The following is a 12,610-nucleotide window of genomic DNA, read 5'->3' on the forward strand; positions in this document are numbered from 1 at the left end:
GCCCTGGCGCTGGAAATGGGCGCCCGGCTCGAGGACATCGCCGGCACGATCCACGCCCATCCGACCCGCGGCGAAGCCCTGCACGAGGCCTGCCTGCGCGCTCTGGGCCAGGCGCTGCATATCTGAGCGGCCGCGCTGATCCAACCTCCGCACACCGCGCCCGCAGCCCATCGCGCTCGCGCAGTGTCTCACCCCCAGCATCGCGATCAACCGATACCGCATGACCGTCGCTCCCAAGAGGTTCGCCGTCAGTCCGGTCCGAAAATGCCGCCTTGTCGGGCAGCCTCAACGTTCACTGTGCGGACCTCGTGAAATTGAGTTGCCAGCCGCACGGGCAGTCGGGCAGGTCGCTGGCGCTCTTGCCGGGTATTCCTAGTGAAGCAAGGACAGCGCGGATCTCGGCCCTGAAGACATCGGCAAACCTTGGCATGTTATTCTCATACCCCCCGGCGATTAGATGACTTCTGCAGATGACGCGGCGCTGGTCGCGGGACGGAGCTGATCCGGCAAGCTGATCTGCGCGGTCTGATCTTGTGCCTGCCGCCACCGGCTCGCCGTCCGCATCTGGCGATCGAGTCTTAGGACTTGAGGCCGTTCCGTTCTTTCGTAGCCTTGCGCCGGAGATCACCGTCGATCAACCACCCGGGCCATTCGCGTCGCGGCTAAACTTGGGATCGGGTGTCGCCGGCTCACACGCTTTCAAAGGATGAAATGATCGGACAGGGGCCCGTCGATCCGGCACTGCACTCATCCGCCAGACGGGAAAGCGCGTCGCGCGCACGCTTGAGCTCCGCAATCCTGCCGTCCAGGGCAGTCAGGCGCTCGGACGCGAGTGCGCGGGCGCGGGATCGGTCCGCCGTGGAGTCCAGGGCGATCAGCTCGGCGATCTGCTCGAGCGTGAAGCCGGCGGCCTGTGCCGAGCGGATGAACCGGAGCTTTCGGACATCCTCCTCGCCATAGCGCCGCACGCCGCCACCCGAACCGTAGCCTGGAGGGCGGTCCGGCGTGTCGAGCAGCCCCCGGCGCTGATAGTACCTGACGGTTTCGACGCCGACCTCCCCTGCCCTGGCGAGGACGGAAATCGTCATGTTGTCAGGTTGACTCCGTACCATGGTACAGACGCTATATCCGGTGCAGGCCCACAATCAAGCTTGAAAAGGGAGCTGCCCAATGGACATCATGAACCGGCATCAGCCTCGCACCGCCACGCTCTACCGCATGGTCATGCAGGACCACCTCTGCCCTTACGGCCTCAAGGCGAAGGACCTGCTCCAGCGCGAGGGTTTCGAGGTCGACGACAGATGGCTGACCTCGCGCGAGGAAGTCGACGCCTTCAAGGCCGAGCAGGATGTGAAGACGACACCGCAGGTCTTCATAGCTGGAGAGCGGATCGGTGGCTTTGATGACCTGCGCCGCCATTTCGGGAAGTCTGTCGCCGAGCCGGATGCAACAAGCTACAAGCCTGTCATCGCGCTCTTCGCCATGACGGCCCTGATGGCCTTGGCGGCCAGCGTCGCCGCCTACGGCACACCGTTCACCCTGCGCGCTGTCGAGTGGTTCATCGCCTTCAGCATGGCTGTCTTGGCGCTCCTGAAGCTGCAGAACGTCGAGAGCTTCGCCACCATGTTCCTGAACTACGACCTCCTGGCGAAGCGCTGGGTGCCTTACTCCTACATCTACCCGTTCGCCGAGGGCCTGGCCGGGGTGCTGATGATCGCCGGCGTGCTCACCTGGCTTTCGGTGCCGCTGGCGCTATTCATCGGGACTGTGGGCGCGATCTCGGTCTTCAAGGCCGTCTACATCGACAAGCGGGAACTGAAGTGCGCCTGCGTCGGTGGGTCGAGCAACGTGCCCCTGGGCTTCGTCTCGCTGACCGAGAACCTGATGATGATCGCCATGGCGGTGTGGATGGCGCTCGTCGCCTTCGGCCTGCCGATCGGCGCGGCTCAAGCAATGTGAGCTATTTGCACAAGCACCATTCAGCGGAGCGCATCGATTTGGGTGATTTCCTTCGTGAGACCCTGCCCGAGACCGATGCGGCACTCGGGATCCGCTGCTCTCCGACCACGAGTGGACCGCGCCGATCATGGTGTCGGCGCGGCTTGCCACCAGGATGTCGGTCATCGTCAACGAACTCGCGCTGGACGCGCTGAAACACGGATACGGCGGGTCGGCCGGCGGCGTCGCCCGGATTTGGTTGGCGACGGATGCGACGGACAGCTGCAGCTGACATTTCCGGACGCCAGGCCCGGCCTGCCCGCCAACTTCGATCCGGGCAGAGCGACACTAGGGCTGAGGATCGTCACCTCTCTCCTCGAGGAACCGGAGAGGACTGCGTCCTATTCCAGTGAGCGGGGGCGCCCGGGTCACGATCATGATCCCACCTGACTGATCCCCGACTGATCGCGCCTGACCACTGACCTGCCGCGGCGCGCGTACCTGCGCCGGACCTGACTGACAGCGCCGCCATCAGCGAGGATCGCGCGTGGTCCGGTCAGCAGCCCCGTGAGCGCGGGTGCAAGCTTGCGAAGCGAGGACTGCAGCTTCCTGAGGCTCTGCTGCGCCGACCAGTCTCGCCCCGGCCATGCGCACTCGTTCTGTCAGGATCGGCGCGTCACTTCCGCGGCGCGCCGCGAGAGCACGCGGACGGACCGGCGGGGATCGATCCGGTGCGCAGGGCCGACAGCCACCGCAGCGACGGCTCGTCCACGGTCAGGGTGAAGATCCAGGCGAGAGCGAGCACGCTCACTGCGTAGATCAGTCCCAGCACGATTTCGGGCACCCCCCGCAGATGCGACCAGGCAACGATCGTGTAGAGCGGTGGCACGTGGACCAGATAGAGCCCGAAGGAAATCCGGCCCAGGAACAGCGGCATCGGACGGGCAAAAACCCGGGCCAGCGCCGGCAGTGTCAGTGCCGAAAAGATCAGCAACGCCGCGGCCACCCCCGCCACCACCCCCCTTTCTGGACCCAGGTGCCATTGTTCGGGCATGTCCGGCAGGTCCATCCGCAGATGCGCCCCTTCGCCGGGTCCGCCCAGGACCACCGCTGCTGCAAAGGCCGCAACCGGCACCACGGCGGGAACCGACCGCAAGAGGTCGCGGCGATGCGCCTCGTACAGCGCCGCACCGAAGATGAACCCCATATACGCGTCCGAGAACCACAGCAGGACCGCCGCTCCTGCCGCGACCAGGCTCAGCAGCCGGGCCCGGCCCTGGGTCAGGGCATAGAGCACAAAGATGGCGAGTGATCCGACAAGCTCGATCTGCATCGTCCAGAGCACATTGTTGAAACGTGAATAGCCTCGGACAAAGTTGGCGACCATGCCGTCGGCCACGGCGTACCAGACCGGCAGAATCGGCTCCTGATAGGTGAAATCGAGCCAACGGGAGGGCGCCGCAAGCGTGTCCTTCATGGCCTGGGCGCTGTCCGGGAAGGCGGCCAACCAGCCCCAGGCGAGCAGCGAACTGGCCGTCACCGGCAGGGCCAGTCGCAGATACCACGTGAGGGAATTTGCGACCAGCGCGTCCCGGCGGCGCTCCGCGGCGGCCGCCATGACAAACCCCGACAGCACGAAGAAGACCGCAACGGAGAAGCGGCCGTTCCAGAGGATGTTGAGCGGCGTGTCGGCCAGCCAGTGAACCTGTTGGCTCATCCCGGGGGTCAGGGAAGGGTGCAGCAGGCAGAGATAATGGTACAGAACGACGATGGCCGCCGCGACCCCCCGCAGGCCGTCGAATGCGGAAAGTCGGGCGGTCGGCAAAGACGGGGCAGCCATCGACGCCATACGATCAGATCCTGTTTCGGTAGAGAGCGAATAAACGCGTCGGAACCCGCGTTGGAAGCTGAACGGTGAGCATCAAGGAGGTTGCCTCACCGCTAAGACGGTGCGCACGCAGCTCCGCTGACAAGCCGCTCTGCTATGTGCGGGCCGCGTAATGAACGAGTTGCAGGGAGCTCTAAGCGAGCTTGGAGGTAGAGGGACCAAGGACACAGCAGTCGACCTTCACTGCGCAGAAATCGAACATGCCCTCCTTAGAGGACGACCTCCGTGGCTATGAAGAGGGCGGGGAGATCAAGCACGCTGTCCGCTCTGGCTCGATCTCTTCGCGCGCAAGATCAGTGCAGTAGACCGGAGCGCCCGGCTGCTGGCGCCACGACTCCGCAAGCGTTCCCGAATAGACGGCGTCCAGACCTGTATCCTCGACCAATGCCATCGCCACATCTCGGTCGTGATCGCGGTCAGCCGCCACGGGAATGGCGAGGCGCCCCGGGTCCCCCTTCGGCTTTCCCTTGCGTGCCAGCGAAGCCGATCCGATCGCATTCCATGCCTTGGCAATCGGTCGGCGGAGCTGTTCCGCGACCCACAGGCTTTCCACCTGACCCGCCTCGATTGCGTCGTTCGTGCTGTCGCGGAACGGGTAATAGTTCGACGTGTCGATCACCACCGTGTCTTCCGGAACCGCACCGACGAGGGATCCGATCTTCGGAATGGCGTTGAGGGGGATGGAGAGGATAACCGCCTCGACGTCGCGCAGTGCGTCTTCGGTCGTTACCGCCCGCGCTCCAAAGGTCAGCAGTTCGGGGTCGATCGTCTCCGGCCCGCGAGAATTTGCCACTTTGACGTCATGTCCTGCCGCGCTCAGTTCCTTGACCAGAGTCTTGCCGATATGGCCGGTGCCGAGGATGCCGATTTTCATGTCATGTCCTTTGCGATGGTGGAGCGGCCTTACAGCGCCGCGTTGTCGTCGCTATCTGAGGAGCAGGTAGTAAATCGGCAAGAACCCACCAAAAGGTGAGTAACTGACCCGGAGGATGGTGATGGAACGCGATTGGCGATGCGACGATCCGAAACAGCAGCTCGTCTGGGCGGCAGCGACCAGCGAGACGCTGCGGGTGCTGGAAGGCAAGTGGAAGATCGTCATCATCGTCCAGCTCTTCGCGTCCAAAGCCCCCCTGCGGTTCTCTGAACTGGAGCGCCGCATGAACGGCGTGAATCAGAAGATGCTCATTCAGCAGCTCAAAGGTCTGGAAAAAGACGGCATTGTGATCCGGACCGCTTATCCGGAGGTGCCCCCGCGTGTCGAATATGCCTTGACCGACATGGGGAAGGCGCTCGGACCCTCCATCGAGGCACTGGTGGATTGGGCGTTCTTGCGCTCTGAGACGGTTGGTGAATGCTCACCGGTTCGAGAGTCCGCTTAGTCCGCATAGCGGGCCAACACGCTTTGCGGACACCTCCAAAAGTTATGGCTCAACCGGGGGGTGAGTTCGGACGTCGAGAGCATCAAGCCGCAGGCTTGCCCTGCCGTGCGGCCCGTGCGACGCAGTGTCGTCGCGCAGGGGGCATGCATGCAGAAGCGCTTGTCGATCCTCGTCGTCGAGCCGGATCCCGAGCGGGCGCAGCTGATCGTCGACGGTCTGCGCCAGGTCGGCGACCACGATATCCGCGTCATTTCGGAACAGGCGGGTCTCGCACGCCAGGTCACCGAGTTGCGCCCGGACGTGGTTCTGATCGACCTGACCAATCCCTCGCGCGACATCGTCGAGGAACTGGCGGTGGCCGCCGGGCCGAACGAACGCGCGGTCGCGATGTTTGTGGATCGCACCGACGAACATCTGACCCGATCCGCAATCGAGGCGGGGCTTTCAGCCTATGTCGTGGACGGGCTGCGGCCTGACCGGATCAAGCCGATTCTGGATGCCGCCGTCACGCGGTTCCACATGGCCCGGAGAATGCGTGCCGAGCTCGCCGCAACCCGTGCCGCGCTCGAGGAACGCAAGATCATCGACCGTGCCAAGATCGTGCTGATGAAGGCCCGTGGCATCGAGGAGGAGGAGGCGTACGCGCTGCTTCGCAAGACTGCCATGGATCAGGGCAAGCGGGTTTCCGACATAGCGCAGCAGCTCGTGATGGCATCGGGGCTTCTATGTCGCTGAGACGGCTGCGGCTGGGCTATCTCCCTCTGCTGGACGCAAGCCCGCTGATCGTCGCGGCTGAACTGGGCTTTGCACGCGAAGAGGGGCTGGAGCTTGACCTTGTCCGGCTGAGGTCCTGGGCGCAAAGCCGCGATATGCTCGGCGCAGGCCTGATCGACGCGGCACACATGCTGGTGCCGATGCCGGTCGGTCAGGCGCTCGGACTGGGTCCACCGCAACCGGACGTCGATCTGGTGATGTTTCTGGCACAGGGCGGACAGGTCTTTGCCGTGAATACGACGCTGGAGGCGCGCCTGCGGGTCGAGGGTCACGGATTCGATCTGACCGATGCGTGGGCGGCGGGTCAGGCGTTGCGCCGGGTAGTGACCGGGCGGCTGCGCGTCGGCGTTCCCTTCCGTTTCTCGACGCAGCTGGAACTGACGGAGCACTGGCTGTCGGCGTGCGGATTCGAACCCGACTCGCTGGCGTTGCTCACCACGCCACCGCCCATGATGGCCGATGCACTGGTCGCGGGCGAGATCGATGCCTTCTGCGTGGGCGAGCCATGGGGTTCGGTTGCGGCCGACCGCGGGGTCGCGGCGCTGCTGCTGGCGGGGACGGCGATCTGGGCTGCGCCGCCGGAAAAGGGTCTGACGGTGCGCCGCGACTTCGCTGAAGAAAGGCCCGACGAAACCGGCGCGCTGATGCGCGCCGTAGCGCGGGCCGGCCGCTGGCTGGACGCGGAGGACCATCGCGGCACCGCCGTCGAACTCATCGTGCACCCCGACTATCTGGACCTGCCGTGGGACCTGATCGAGCCGGGAATGACGGGCGAACTGAGCGTCTCGGGACGGGGCGAGCGGCGGAGCCTGCCGGGGTTCCTGACTTTCCATGCGGGCGCGGCCAGCTTCCCCTGGAAAAGCATCGCCGCGCTGTTCGCGGTTCGCATGGCGCGCTTGCACGGCCTCGATCCTCAACTGGCCATGGCGCGCGCCATGGGGCATTTCCGCACCGATCTCTATCGCCAGCATCTTCGTCCTGCCGGCATCCCGCTGCCCGGCGCCTCCATGCGGGTTGAAGGGACACTGGACGAGGACAGGACCGTGCCTGCCGAAAAAGGCCAGATGATTCTGCGGGCCGACCGGTTCTTCGACGGCTTCACGTTCGACCCCGCCCTGGTGCTTTCGTCCACGAACTGAACAACGACTGATCGCGATTGCTGCAGGCGCATCATTTTTGTGCAGTGCAGCATTCCACGCAGCTGAAAATCCCATCCTGCAGGCCACCGTCCTTGCCCATCGTTCGGCCGGTGCCGATGCTGAGGTCATGGCCAGGCGCAATGGCGCGCTCCGGCACGCTCGCAACGATGCGGACCCCACCCGGATAGCGCGCCCCGGGGCGCAGCCGAGCACACCTCCGTGGTCCTCGCTGCACCCCTGCGCTCTCCGATCGCCATCGATCCTTGCCACCGGAGCAGCCATGCCCAGATTCACCAGGATTTTCCCATGAGCGTCCCCTTCCCCGCTACGGGTACCCCTGCGGCCCGGAACCGATCATCTCTCCACTTGCCGAGGAAACGCAGACTGGTCGTCATCGGCGCCGGCATGGCCTCGGGCCGCCTGCTGGAGCATCTCACAGATGCGGCGCACGACGCCTTCCAGATTACGCTCTTCAATGCCGAGCCGCGCGGCAACTACGACCGCCTGATGCTGTCGCCGGTGCTGTCGGGCGAAAAGATCTTTGCCGACATCGTCACTCATGACGACGCCTGGTATGCCGCACGCGGCATCGACTGCCGTTTCGGCCAGCCGGTGGTCCGGATCGATCGTGCCAATCGCATCGTCCACAGCGCACAGAGCAGCGTCGAGTACGACACCCTCGTCATCGCCACCGGGTCAGCCCCGTTCATCCTGTCGGTCCCGGGCAGGGATCTGCCGGGCGTCGTCACCTATCGCGACCTCGAGGACACGAACGCGATGATTGCCGCCGGGATCGCCGGCAAGGATGCGGTGGTCATCGGCGGCGGCCTGCTGGGCCTGGAGGCCGCAGCCGGCATGGCCGCCCGGGGGGCCAATGTCACGGTGATCCACCTGATGGGTCACCTGATGGAACGCCAGCTGGATCCCGCCGCCGGGTACCTGCTGCAGCGCGATCTTGAACGGCGCGGAATCAAGGTGCACTGCAAGGGTGCCACCAAGGCCATTCTTGGACGCGACCGGGTCGAGGCGGTTCTGCTCGAGGACGGAACTGTCCATTCGGCCGATCTGGTCTGCATGGCCATCGGGATCCGCCCCGAGACCCGGCTGGCCACCGATGCCCATCTGGAGGTCGAGCGCGGCATCGTCGTGGACGACGCGATGCGGACCAGCGACCCGCATGTCTTTGCCCTGGGCGAGTGCGTCGAGCATCGCGGGCAGCTGTTCGGCCTGGTCGCGCCGCTCTACGAGCAGGCATCCGTGCTGGCCCGAAGCCTGTTGGGCGAGCCAGCCGTATTTGCTCCGGTCCAGACCGCGACCCGACTGAAGGTCACCGGCTGCAACCTGTTCAGCGCGGGCGATTTCGCCGAAGCCGAGGGCCGCGAGGACATCGTGTTCCGCGATCCGGGTCGTGGCATCTACAAGCGGGCCGTCCTGCAGGACGATCGCCTCGTCGGGGTCGTGATGTATGGCGACACCGCCGACGGCGCCTGGTTTCACGGTCTGATCCGGGACCGCGCCGACATCACCGCGATGCGGGACACATTGATCCTTGGCCCGGCGTTCCAGCAAGGGGCACCCGTCGATCCGATCGCGGCGGTCGCAGCCCTGCCGCCCGCGGCCGAGATCTGCGGGTGCAATGGCGTCTGCAAGGGCACGATCGTCGACGCGGTGCAGGCCGGCGCCACCACGCTGGACGCGGTGCGCAGGGTCACAAAAGCCTCGTCGAGCTGCGGAACCTGCACCGGCCTGGTCGAGCAGGTCATGAAGGCGACGCTGGGCGACCGCTTCGCGGCCGCGGCGCCCGCCGGAATGTGCAGATGCACCGACCACAGCCACGAGGACGTGCGCCGCCTGATCCGCTCGGTCGGTCTCAAATCCATTCCGGCTGTCATGCAGGAACTGGGATGGAGGTCTGTTGGCGGCTGCCATTCCTGCCGCCCGGCCCTGAACTATTACCTGCTGGCGGAGTGGCCGCTGGAATATCGCGATGACCGGCAGAGCCGGTTCGTCAACGAACGAAACCACGCCAATATCCAGAAGGACGGCACCTACTCGGTCGTGCCGCGCATGTGGGGCGGCGTCACCACACCGCAGGAACTGCGCGCCATCGCCGACGCCGCCGATCGCTACGGCGTGCCGATGGTCAAGGTGACCGGCGGTCAGCGCATCGACCTGCTCGGCGTGCGGAAGGAAGACCTGCCGCACATGTGGGCCGACCTGAACCGCGCCGGCCTGGTGTCGGGACACGCCTATTCGAAGGGATTGCGGACGGTCAAGACCTGCGTCGGCAAGCAGTTCTGTCGCTTCGGCACGCAGGATTCGACAGGTCTCGGCATCCGGCTCGAGAAGCTGCTGTGGGGGTCCTGGACACCGCACAAGGTCAAGCTGGGCATCTCGGGCTGTCCCCGGAACTGCGCCGAGGCGACCTGCAAGGACATCGGCGTGATCTGCGTTGAGTCCGGCTTTGTCATCAGCGTCGCGGGCGCTGCAGGGATGGAGGTCAAGGAGACCGAGCATCTTGCCTCGACCCCGTCCGAGGACGAGGCGGTCGAGCTCGTCACCGCCTTCGTCCAGTTGTACCGCGAACACGCCCGCTATCTGGATCGGCCCTACAAGTGGGTGGCCAAGGTCGGGCTGGACTGGGTCAAGTCCCAGGTGGTGGACGACATCGCGGCCCGCCGCGCGCTCGTCGCCCGGTTCGAGCTGAGCCAGTCGGTCTATCGCAAGGACCCCTGGGCGGAACTGTCTACACCCGCCGAGACGCCGAACTGGGCGCCCATGGCCGATCTCACACTGGAGGCAGCCGAATGACGATGTTTGTCGATGTGGGTGCGCTGGATGACATCCCGCGGCAGGGCGCGAGGGTGGTCCGCACGCGGGAGGGGTGTGTGGCGGTGTTCCGCACCGCGGACGACCGTGTCTTTGCGCTGCAGGACCGCTGCCCGCACAAGGGCGGCCCCCTGTCCGAGGGACTCGTGCATGGCACCTCGGTCACCTGCCCCCTGCACAACTGGGTCTTCGACATGACCTCGGGTCAGGCGCAGGGCGCGGACGAGGGCCTGGTCCGGACCTATCCCGTCCGCATCCAAAACGGGCGCATCCAGGTCAGTGCCGACCTGATCGCCCGCAGCACCGCCGCATGAAAGGAGCCACGCGATGAACAAGATGATCGTCGACGAACTGACCCGGGACGACCTGACCGCGATGATCCTGCGCGCCAAGAGGCGCGTGGGACTGAGCTGGACGCAGATCGCGGAGGCGATCGGCATGTCTCCGGTCTGGACCCATTCCGCCGCGAGCGGCATGAACGCCTTTCCGCCTGAGACGGCGCGGGCCTTCGCCGATCTGCTGGGGCTGCCTGACAGCGCGGTCGATCTGCTGACCGACAGTCCGCTGAAGGTCTGGGACCAGTCCGTGCCCACCGATCCCTGCGTGTATCGCCTGTCGAGATCGTCGGCGTCTACGGGCCCACGATCAAGGCCCTGATCAACGAGGAGTTCGGCAACGGCATCATGTCGGCGATCGATTTCTCGATGCACATCGACCGGGAGCCGGATCCCAGGGGCGACCGGGTCAGGCTGACGATGTCCGGCAAGTACCTGAGCTATTCGAACTGGTGATCACGCCAGGCATGCCTGCACCCCCACCGGGGGACACACCAAACAGGAAGGAACTGCGAATGTCCTACGTCAACCCGCGCGACTTTGCGAAAAAGATGATCGATGCCGGCGAGGCCAAGGTCTTCATGTCCACCAGGGACACGCTGATCCGGGCCTTCATGGCCGGGGCGATCCTGGCGCTGGCGGCGGCCTTTGCCGTGACCGTGTCGGTCAACACCGGCAATCCCCTGATCGGGGCGCTGCTGTTCCCGGTCGGGTTCTGCATGCTCTATCTGCTCGGGTTCGACCTGCTGACGGGCGTGTTCACGCTGGTGCCGCTGGCGCTGCTCGACCGGCGGCCCGGCGTCACGATGCGGGGAATGCTGCGGAACTGGGGCCTGGTCTTTTGCGGCAACTTCGCCGGTGCCTTCACGGTCGCGGTGTTCATGGCGATCATCGTGACCTTCGGCTTTTCCGAGGCGCCCAACGCGGTCGGCGAGCAGATCGGCCATATCGGCGAGGGTCGCACCCTGGGCTATGCCGCGCATGGGGCCGCCGGAATGCTGACGCTGTTTGTCCGCGCGGTGATGTGCAACTGGATGGTTTCGACCGGGGTGGTCGCGGCAATGATGTCGACCAGCGTGTCGGGCAAGATCATGGCGATGTGGATGCCCATCCTGGTCTTCTTCTACATGGGCTTCGAGCATTCGATCGTGAACATGTTCCTGTTCCCGGCCGGTTTGCTGCTCGGCGGCAACTTCACCATCACCGACTATATGGTCTGGAACGAGATCCCGACGGTGCTGGGCAATCTGGTCGGTGGGCTGACCTTTGTCGGTGCGGTGATCTACACCACGCACTACAAGACCTCGCCCCAGATCGAGCGGTTTCCGGCAGTCGAGGACAAGCCCATCGCCATTCCAGCTGAGTAACGTGCTGAGTGACCTGCAGGGGCATGGCGGTCATGCCCCTGTGGCTCCACCCAGGAAGCGACAGCGGAGTTGGCGCAGTGACTGCGTCAGCCATTGGCCGGATCGCGAGACGGCATGTCGCTCTCATACCCGGCCCGGGGGCCGGAAATCACCGTCGATCAATCACCCGGACCCTTTGTGTCGCGGTTGAACTTGATTTGAGTCCGGCCGGTCACACGCTTTCAAAGGATGAAATGATCGGACAGGGGCCCGTTGATCTGGCACTGCACTCATCGGCCAGACGTGAAAGCGCATCGCGCGCACGCTTGAGCTCCGCACTCCTGGCGTCCAGGGCCGTCAGGCGCTCGGACGCGAGTGCGCGGGCACGGGCTCATCGCAGATCACCTTCCTCCGATGCAGGCGGGGACGTGGCGCAAGCCGCACCCCCCCAAGGATGCTGGCCGGCCCGGCCTTGTGGCGCGCTCGCTCCGTCCGGGCGGCATGACAGGCAGACCGAAGATCGCGCGATCGCCGGGGGTTGGCTGCGAGGCGACAGCACCGGCCGGCAGGGCCGGCGCGGGCAGTGCCGTTGCGTCAAGTCGGGCGTATTTTCCGGCAACGGCGCCGGAGTCACGGATAGACACGCTGATCCTGACAGGATGCTCGACGAGCGGCTGCGTTCGTGCGACAGCGGTCGACGCCATCCAATACGGTTTTCGACCTATGGTTCCGCGTGAGACCGTATGCGATCGCTGGTCCGCTGCGCACGAGCAGGCTCTTTCGGATATGGATGCAAAGTACGCAGACGTGATGTCCACTGAAGAGGCGATAGCGGGTCTGTACGCTACCAAAGCGCACCAAGCTTGAGGCAAGAGGCGGGTTCGCGTGCGCCGGTCGATTTGGCTGGAGCTGTCGGCGGCGATTGCCGGCGGCCTCGTGATCGCCACGATCCTGACCCTTGTCGTGACCCCTGCCATGCTGA

The 12,610-nt window shown here is 65.3% G+C and carries 13 protein-coding genes and 1 pseudogene; 11 read left to right on the plus strand and 3 right to left on the minus strand.

Translation table 11 applies throughout. The features are described from left to right. Positions 1–126 (plus strand): hypothetical protein (locus Q0938_RS19490; protein WP_366942785.1); only part of this gene is annotated, 126 nt, incomplete at its 5' end. Positions 127–689: 563 nt separating this feature from the next. Here Q0938_RS19490 and Q0938_RS18230 read toward each other — a convergent pair. Beyond that, positions 690–1,088, minus strand: coding sequence for a MerR family transcriptional regulator (locus Q0938_RS18230; RefSeq protein WP_299365389.1), 399 nt, complete (start codon positions 1,086–1,088; stop codon positions 690–692). Positions 1,089–1,179: 91 nt separating this feature from the next. On the opposite strand from Q0938_RS18230, the gene Q0938_RS18235 reads away from it, so the two are divergent. After that, the gene (locus tag Q0938_RS18235) at positions 1,180–1,959 is read left to right on the plus strand and encodes a glutaredoxin family protein (RefSeq protein WP_299365406.1); all 780 of its coding nucleotides are present in this window, start codon (positions 1,180–1,182) and stop codon (positions 1,957–1,959) included. A 655-nt stretch (positions 1,960–2,614) separates the two neighbouring features. Here the strand turns inward: Q0938_RS18235 and Q0938_RS18240 are convergent. Both Q0938_RS18240 and Q0938_RS18245 read right to left on the minus strand, forming a co-directional pair. After that, positions 2,615–3,787, minus strand: coding sequence for an acyltransferase (locus Q0938_RS18240; protein ID WP_299365391.1), 1,173 nt, complete (start codon positions 3,785–3,787; stop codon positions 2,615–2,617). 268 nt (positions 3,788–4,055) lie between these two features. Then, positions 4,056–4,709 (minus strand): annotated as a pseudogene (locus tag Q0938_RS18245) (NAD(P)-binding domain-containing protein); the annotation flags it as partial. 112 nt (positions 4,710–4,821) lie between these two features. Between Q0938_RS18245 and Q0938_RS18250 the strand changes: the two are divergent. From Q0938_RS18250 to Q0938_RS18290, 9 genes are all read left to right on the plus strand, one after another. Then, positions 4,822–5,205, plus strand: coding sequence for a helix-turn-helix domain-containing protein (locus tag Q0938_RS18250; protein WP_299365393.1), 384 nt, complete (start codon positions 4,822–4,824; stop codon positions 5,203–5,205). Between the two features lie 147 nt (positions 5,206–5,352). Next, positions 5,353–5,940, plus strand: a complete 588-nt coding sequence (locus Q0938_RS18255) for an ANTAR domain-containing protein (protein WP_299365395.1) — start codon at positions 5,353–5,355, stop codon at positions 5,938–5,940. Then, positions 5,931–7,118 carry an ABC transporter substrate-binding protein gene (locus tag Q0938_RS18260; protein ID WP_299365396.1) on the plus strand — a complete coding sequence of 396 codons (1,188 nt, stop codon included), beginning with the start codon at positions 5,931–5,933 and terminating at the stop codon, positions 7,116–7,118. Before Q0938_RS18255 ends, Q0938_RS18260 begins: the two co-directional genes overlap by 10 nt. Before the next feature lie 306 nt (positions 7,119–7,424). After that, positions 7,425–9,929: a nitrite reductase large subunit NirB gene (nirB, locus tag Q0938_RS18265; RefSeq protein ID WP_299365397.1), complete on the plus strand. Its 2,505-nt coding sequence runs from the start codon at positions 7,425–7,427 to the stop codon at positions 9,927–9,929. Next, positions 9,926–10,261, plus strand: coding sequence for a nitrite reductase small subunit NirD (gene nirD / locus Q0938_RS18270; protein WP_299365398.1), 336 nt, complete (start codon positions 9,926–9,928; stop codon positions 10,259–10,261). Before nirB ends, nirD begins: the two co-directional genes overlap by 4 nt. Before the next feature lie 13 nt (positions 10,262–10,274). Next, positions 10,275–10,604: a helix-turn-helix domain-containing protein gene (locus Q0938_RS18275; RefSeq protein ID WP_299365400.1), complete on the plus strand. Its 330-nt coding sequence runs from the start codon at positions 10,275–10,277 to the stop codon at positions 10,602–10,604. Beyond that, entirely contained in the window at positions 10,604–10,738 is a 135-nt protein-coding gene (locus Q0938_RS18280; protein ID WP_299365409.1) for a hypothetical protein, read from the plus strand. The genes Q0938_RS18275 and Q0938_RS18280 overlap by 1 nt, the downstream gene beginning before the upstream one ends. A 59-nt stretch (positions 10,739–10,797) precedes the next feature. Continuing rightward, positions 10,798–11,649: a formate/nitrite transporter family protein gene (locus Q0938_RS18285; RefSeq protein ID WP_299365402.1), complete on the plus strand. Its 852-nt coding sequence runs from the start codon at positions 10,798–10,800 to the stop codon at positions 11,647–11,649. Positions 11,650–12,129: 480 nt separating this feature from the next. After that, positions 12,130–12,495 carry an isochorismatase family protein gene (locus Q0938_RS18290; protein WP_299365404.1) on the plus strand — a complete coding sequence of 122 codons (366 nt, stop codon included), beginning with the start codon at positions 12,130–12,132 and terminating at the stop codon, positions 12,493–12,495. Positions 12,496–12,610 lie beyond the last annotated feature (115 nt).

The sequence above is a fragment of the uncultured Paracoccus sp. genome, assembly GCF_947496875.1.
In the GTDB taxonomy this organism is placed as follows: Bacteria; Pseudomonadota; Alphaproteobacteria; order Rhodobacterales; family Rhodobacteraceae; genus Paracoccus.

Excerpts from the sequence above, each read along its gene's own strand:
- nirB (WP_299365397.1), top strand. The coding sequence starts at position 7,425 with ATGAGCGTCCCCTTCCCCGCTACGGGTACCCCTGCGGCCCGGAACCGA.
- Q0938_RS18260 (WP_299365396.1), top strand. The coding sequence starts at position 5,931 with ATGTCGCTGAGACGGCTGCGGCTGGGCTATCTCCCTCTGCTGGACGCA.
- Q0938_RS18290 (WP_299365404.1), top strand. The coding sequence starts at position 12,130 with ATGACAGGCAGACCGAAGATCGCGCGATCGCCGGGGGTTGGCTGCGAG.
- Q0938_RS18275 (WP_299365400.1), top strand. The coding sequence starts at position 10,275 with ATGAACAAGATGATCGTCGACGAACTGACCCGGGACGACCTGACCGCG.
- Q0938_RS18240 (WP_299365391.1), bottom strand. The coding sequence starts at position 3,787 with ATGGCGTCGATGGCTGCCCCGTCTTTGCCGACCGCCCGACTTTCCGCA.
- Q0938_RS18235 (WP_299365406.1), top strand. The coding sequence starts at position 1,180 with ATGAACCGGCATCAGCCTCGCACCGCCACGCTCTACCGCATGGTCATG.
- Q0938_RS18255 (WP_299365395.1), top strand. The coding sequence starts at position 5,353 with ATGCAGAAGCGCTTGTCGATCCTCGTCGTCGAGCCGGATCCCGAGCGG.
- Q0938_RS18250 (WP_299365393.1), top strand. The coding sequence starts at position 4,822 with ATGGAACGCGATTGGCGATGCGACGATCCGAAACAGCAGCTCGTCTGG.
- Q0938_RS18285 (WP_299365402.1), top strand. The coding sequence starts at position 10,798 with ATGTCCTACGTCAACCCGCGCGACTTTGCGAAAAAGATGATCGATGCC.
- nirD (WP_299365398.1), top strand. The coding sequence starts at position 9,926 with ATGACGATGTTTGTCGATGTGGGTGCGCTGGATGACATCCCGCGGCAG.
- Q0938_RS18230 (WP_299365389.1), bottom strand. The coding sequence starts at position 1,088 with ATGACGATTTCCGTCCTCGCCAGGGCAGGGGAGGTCGGCGTCGAAACC.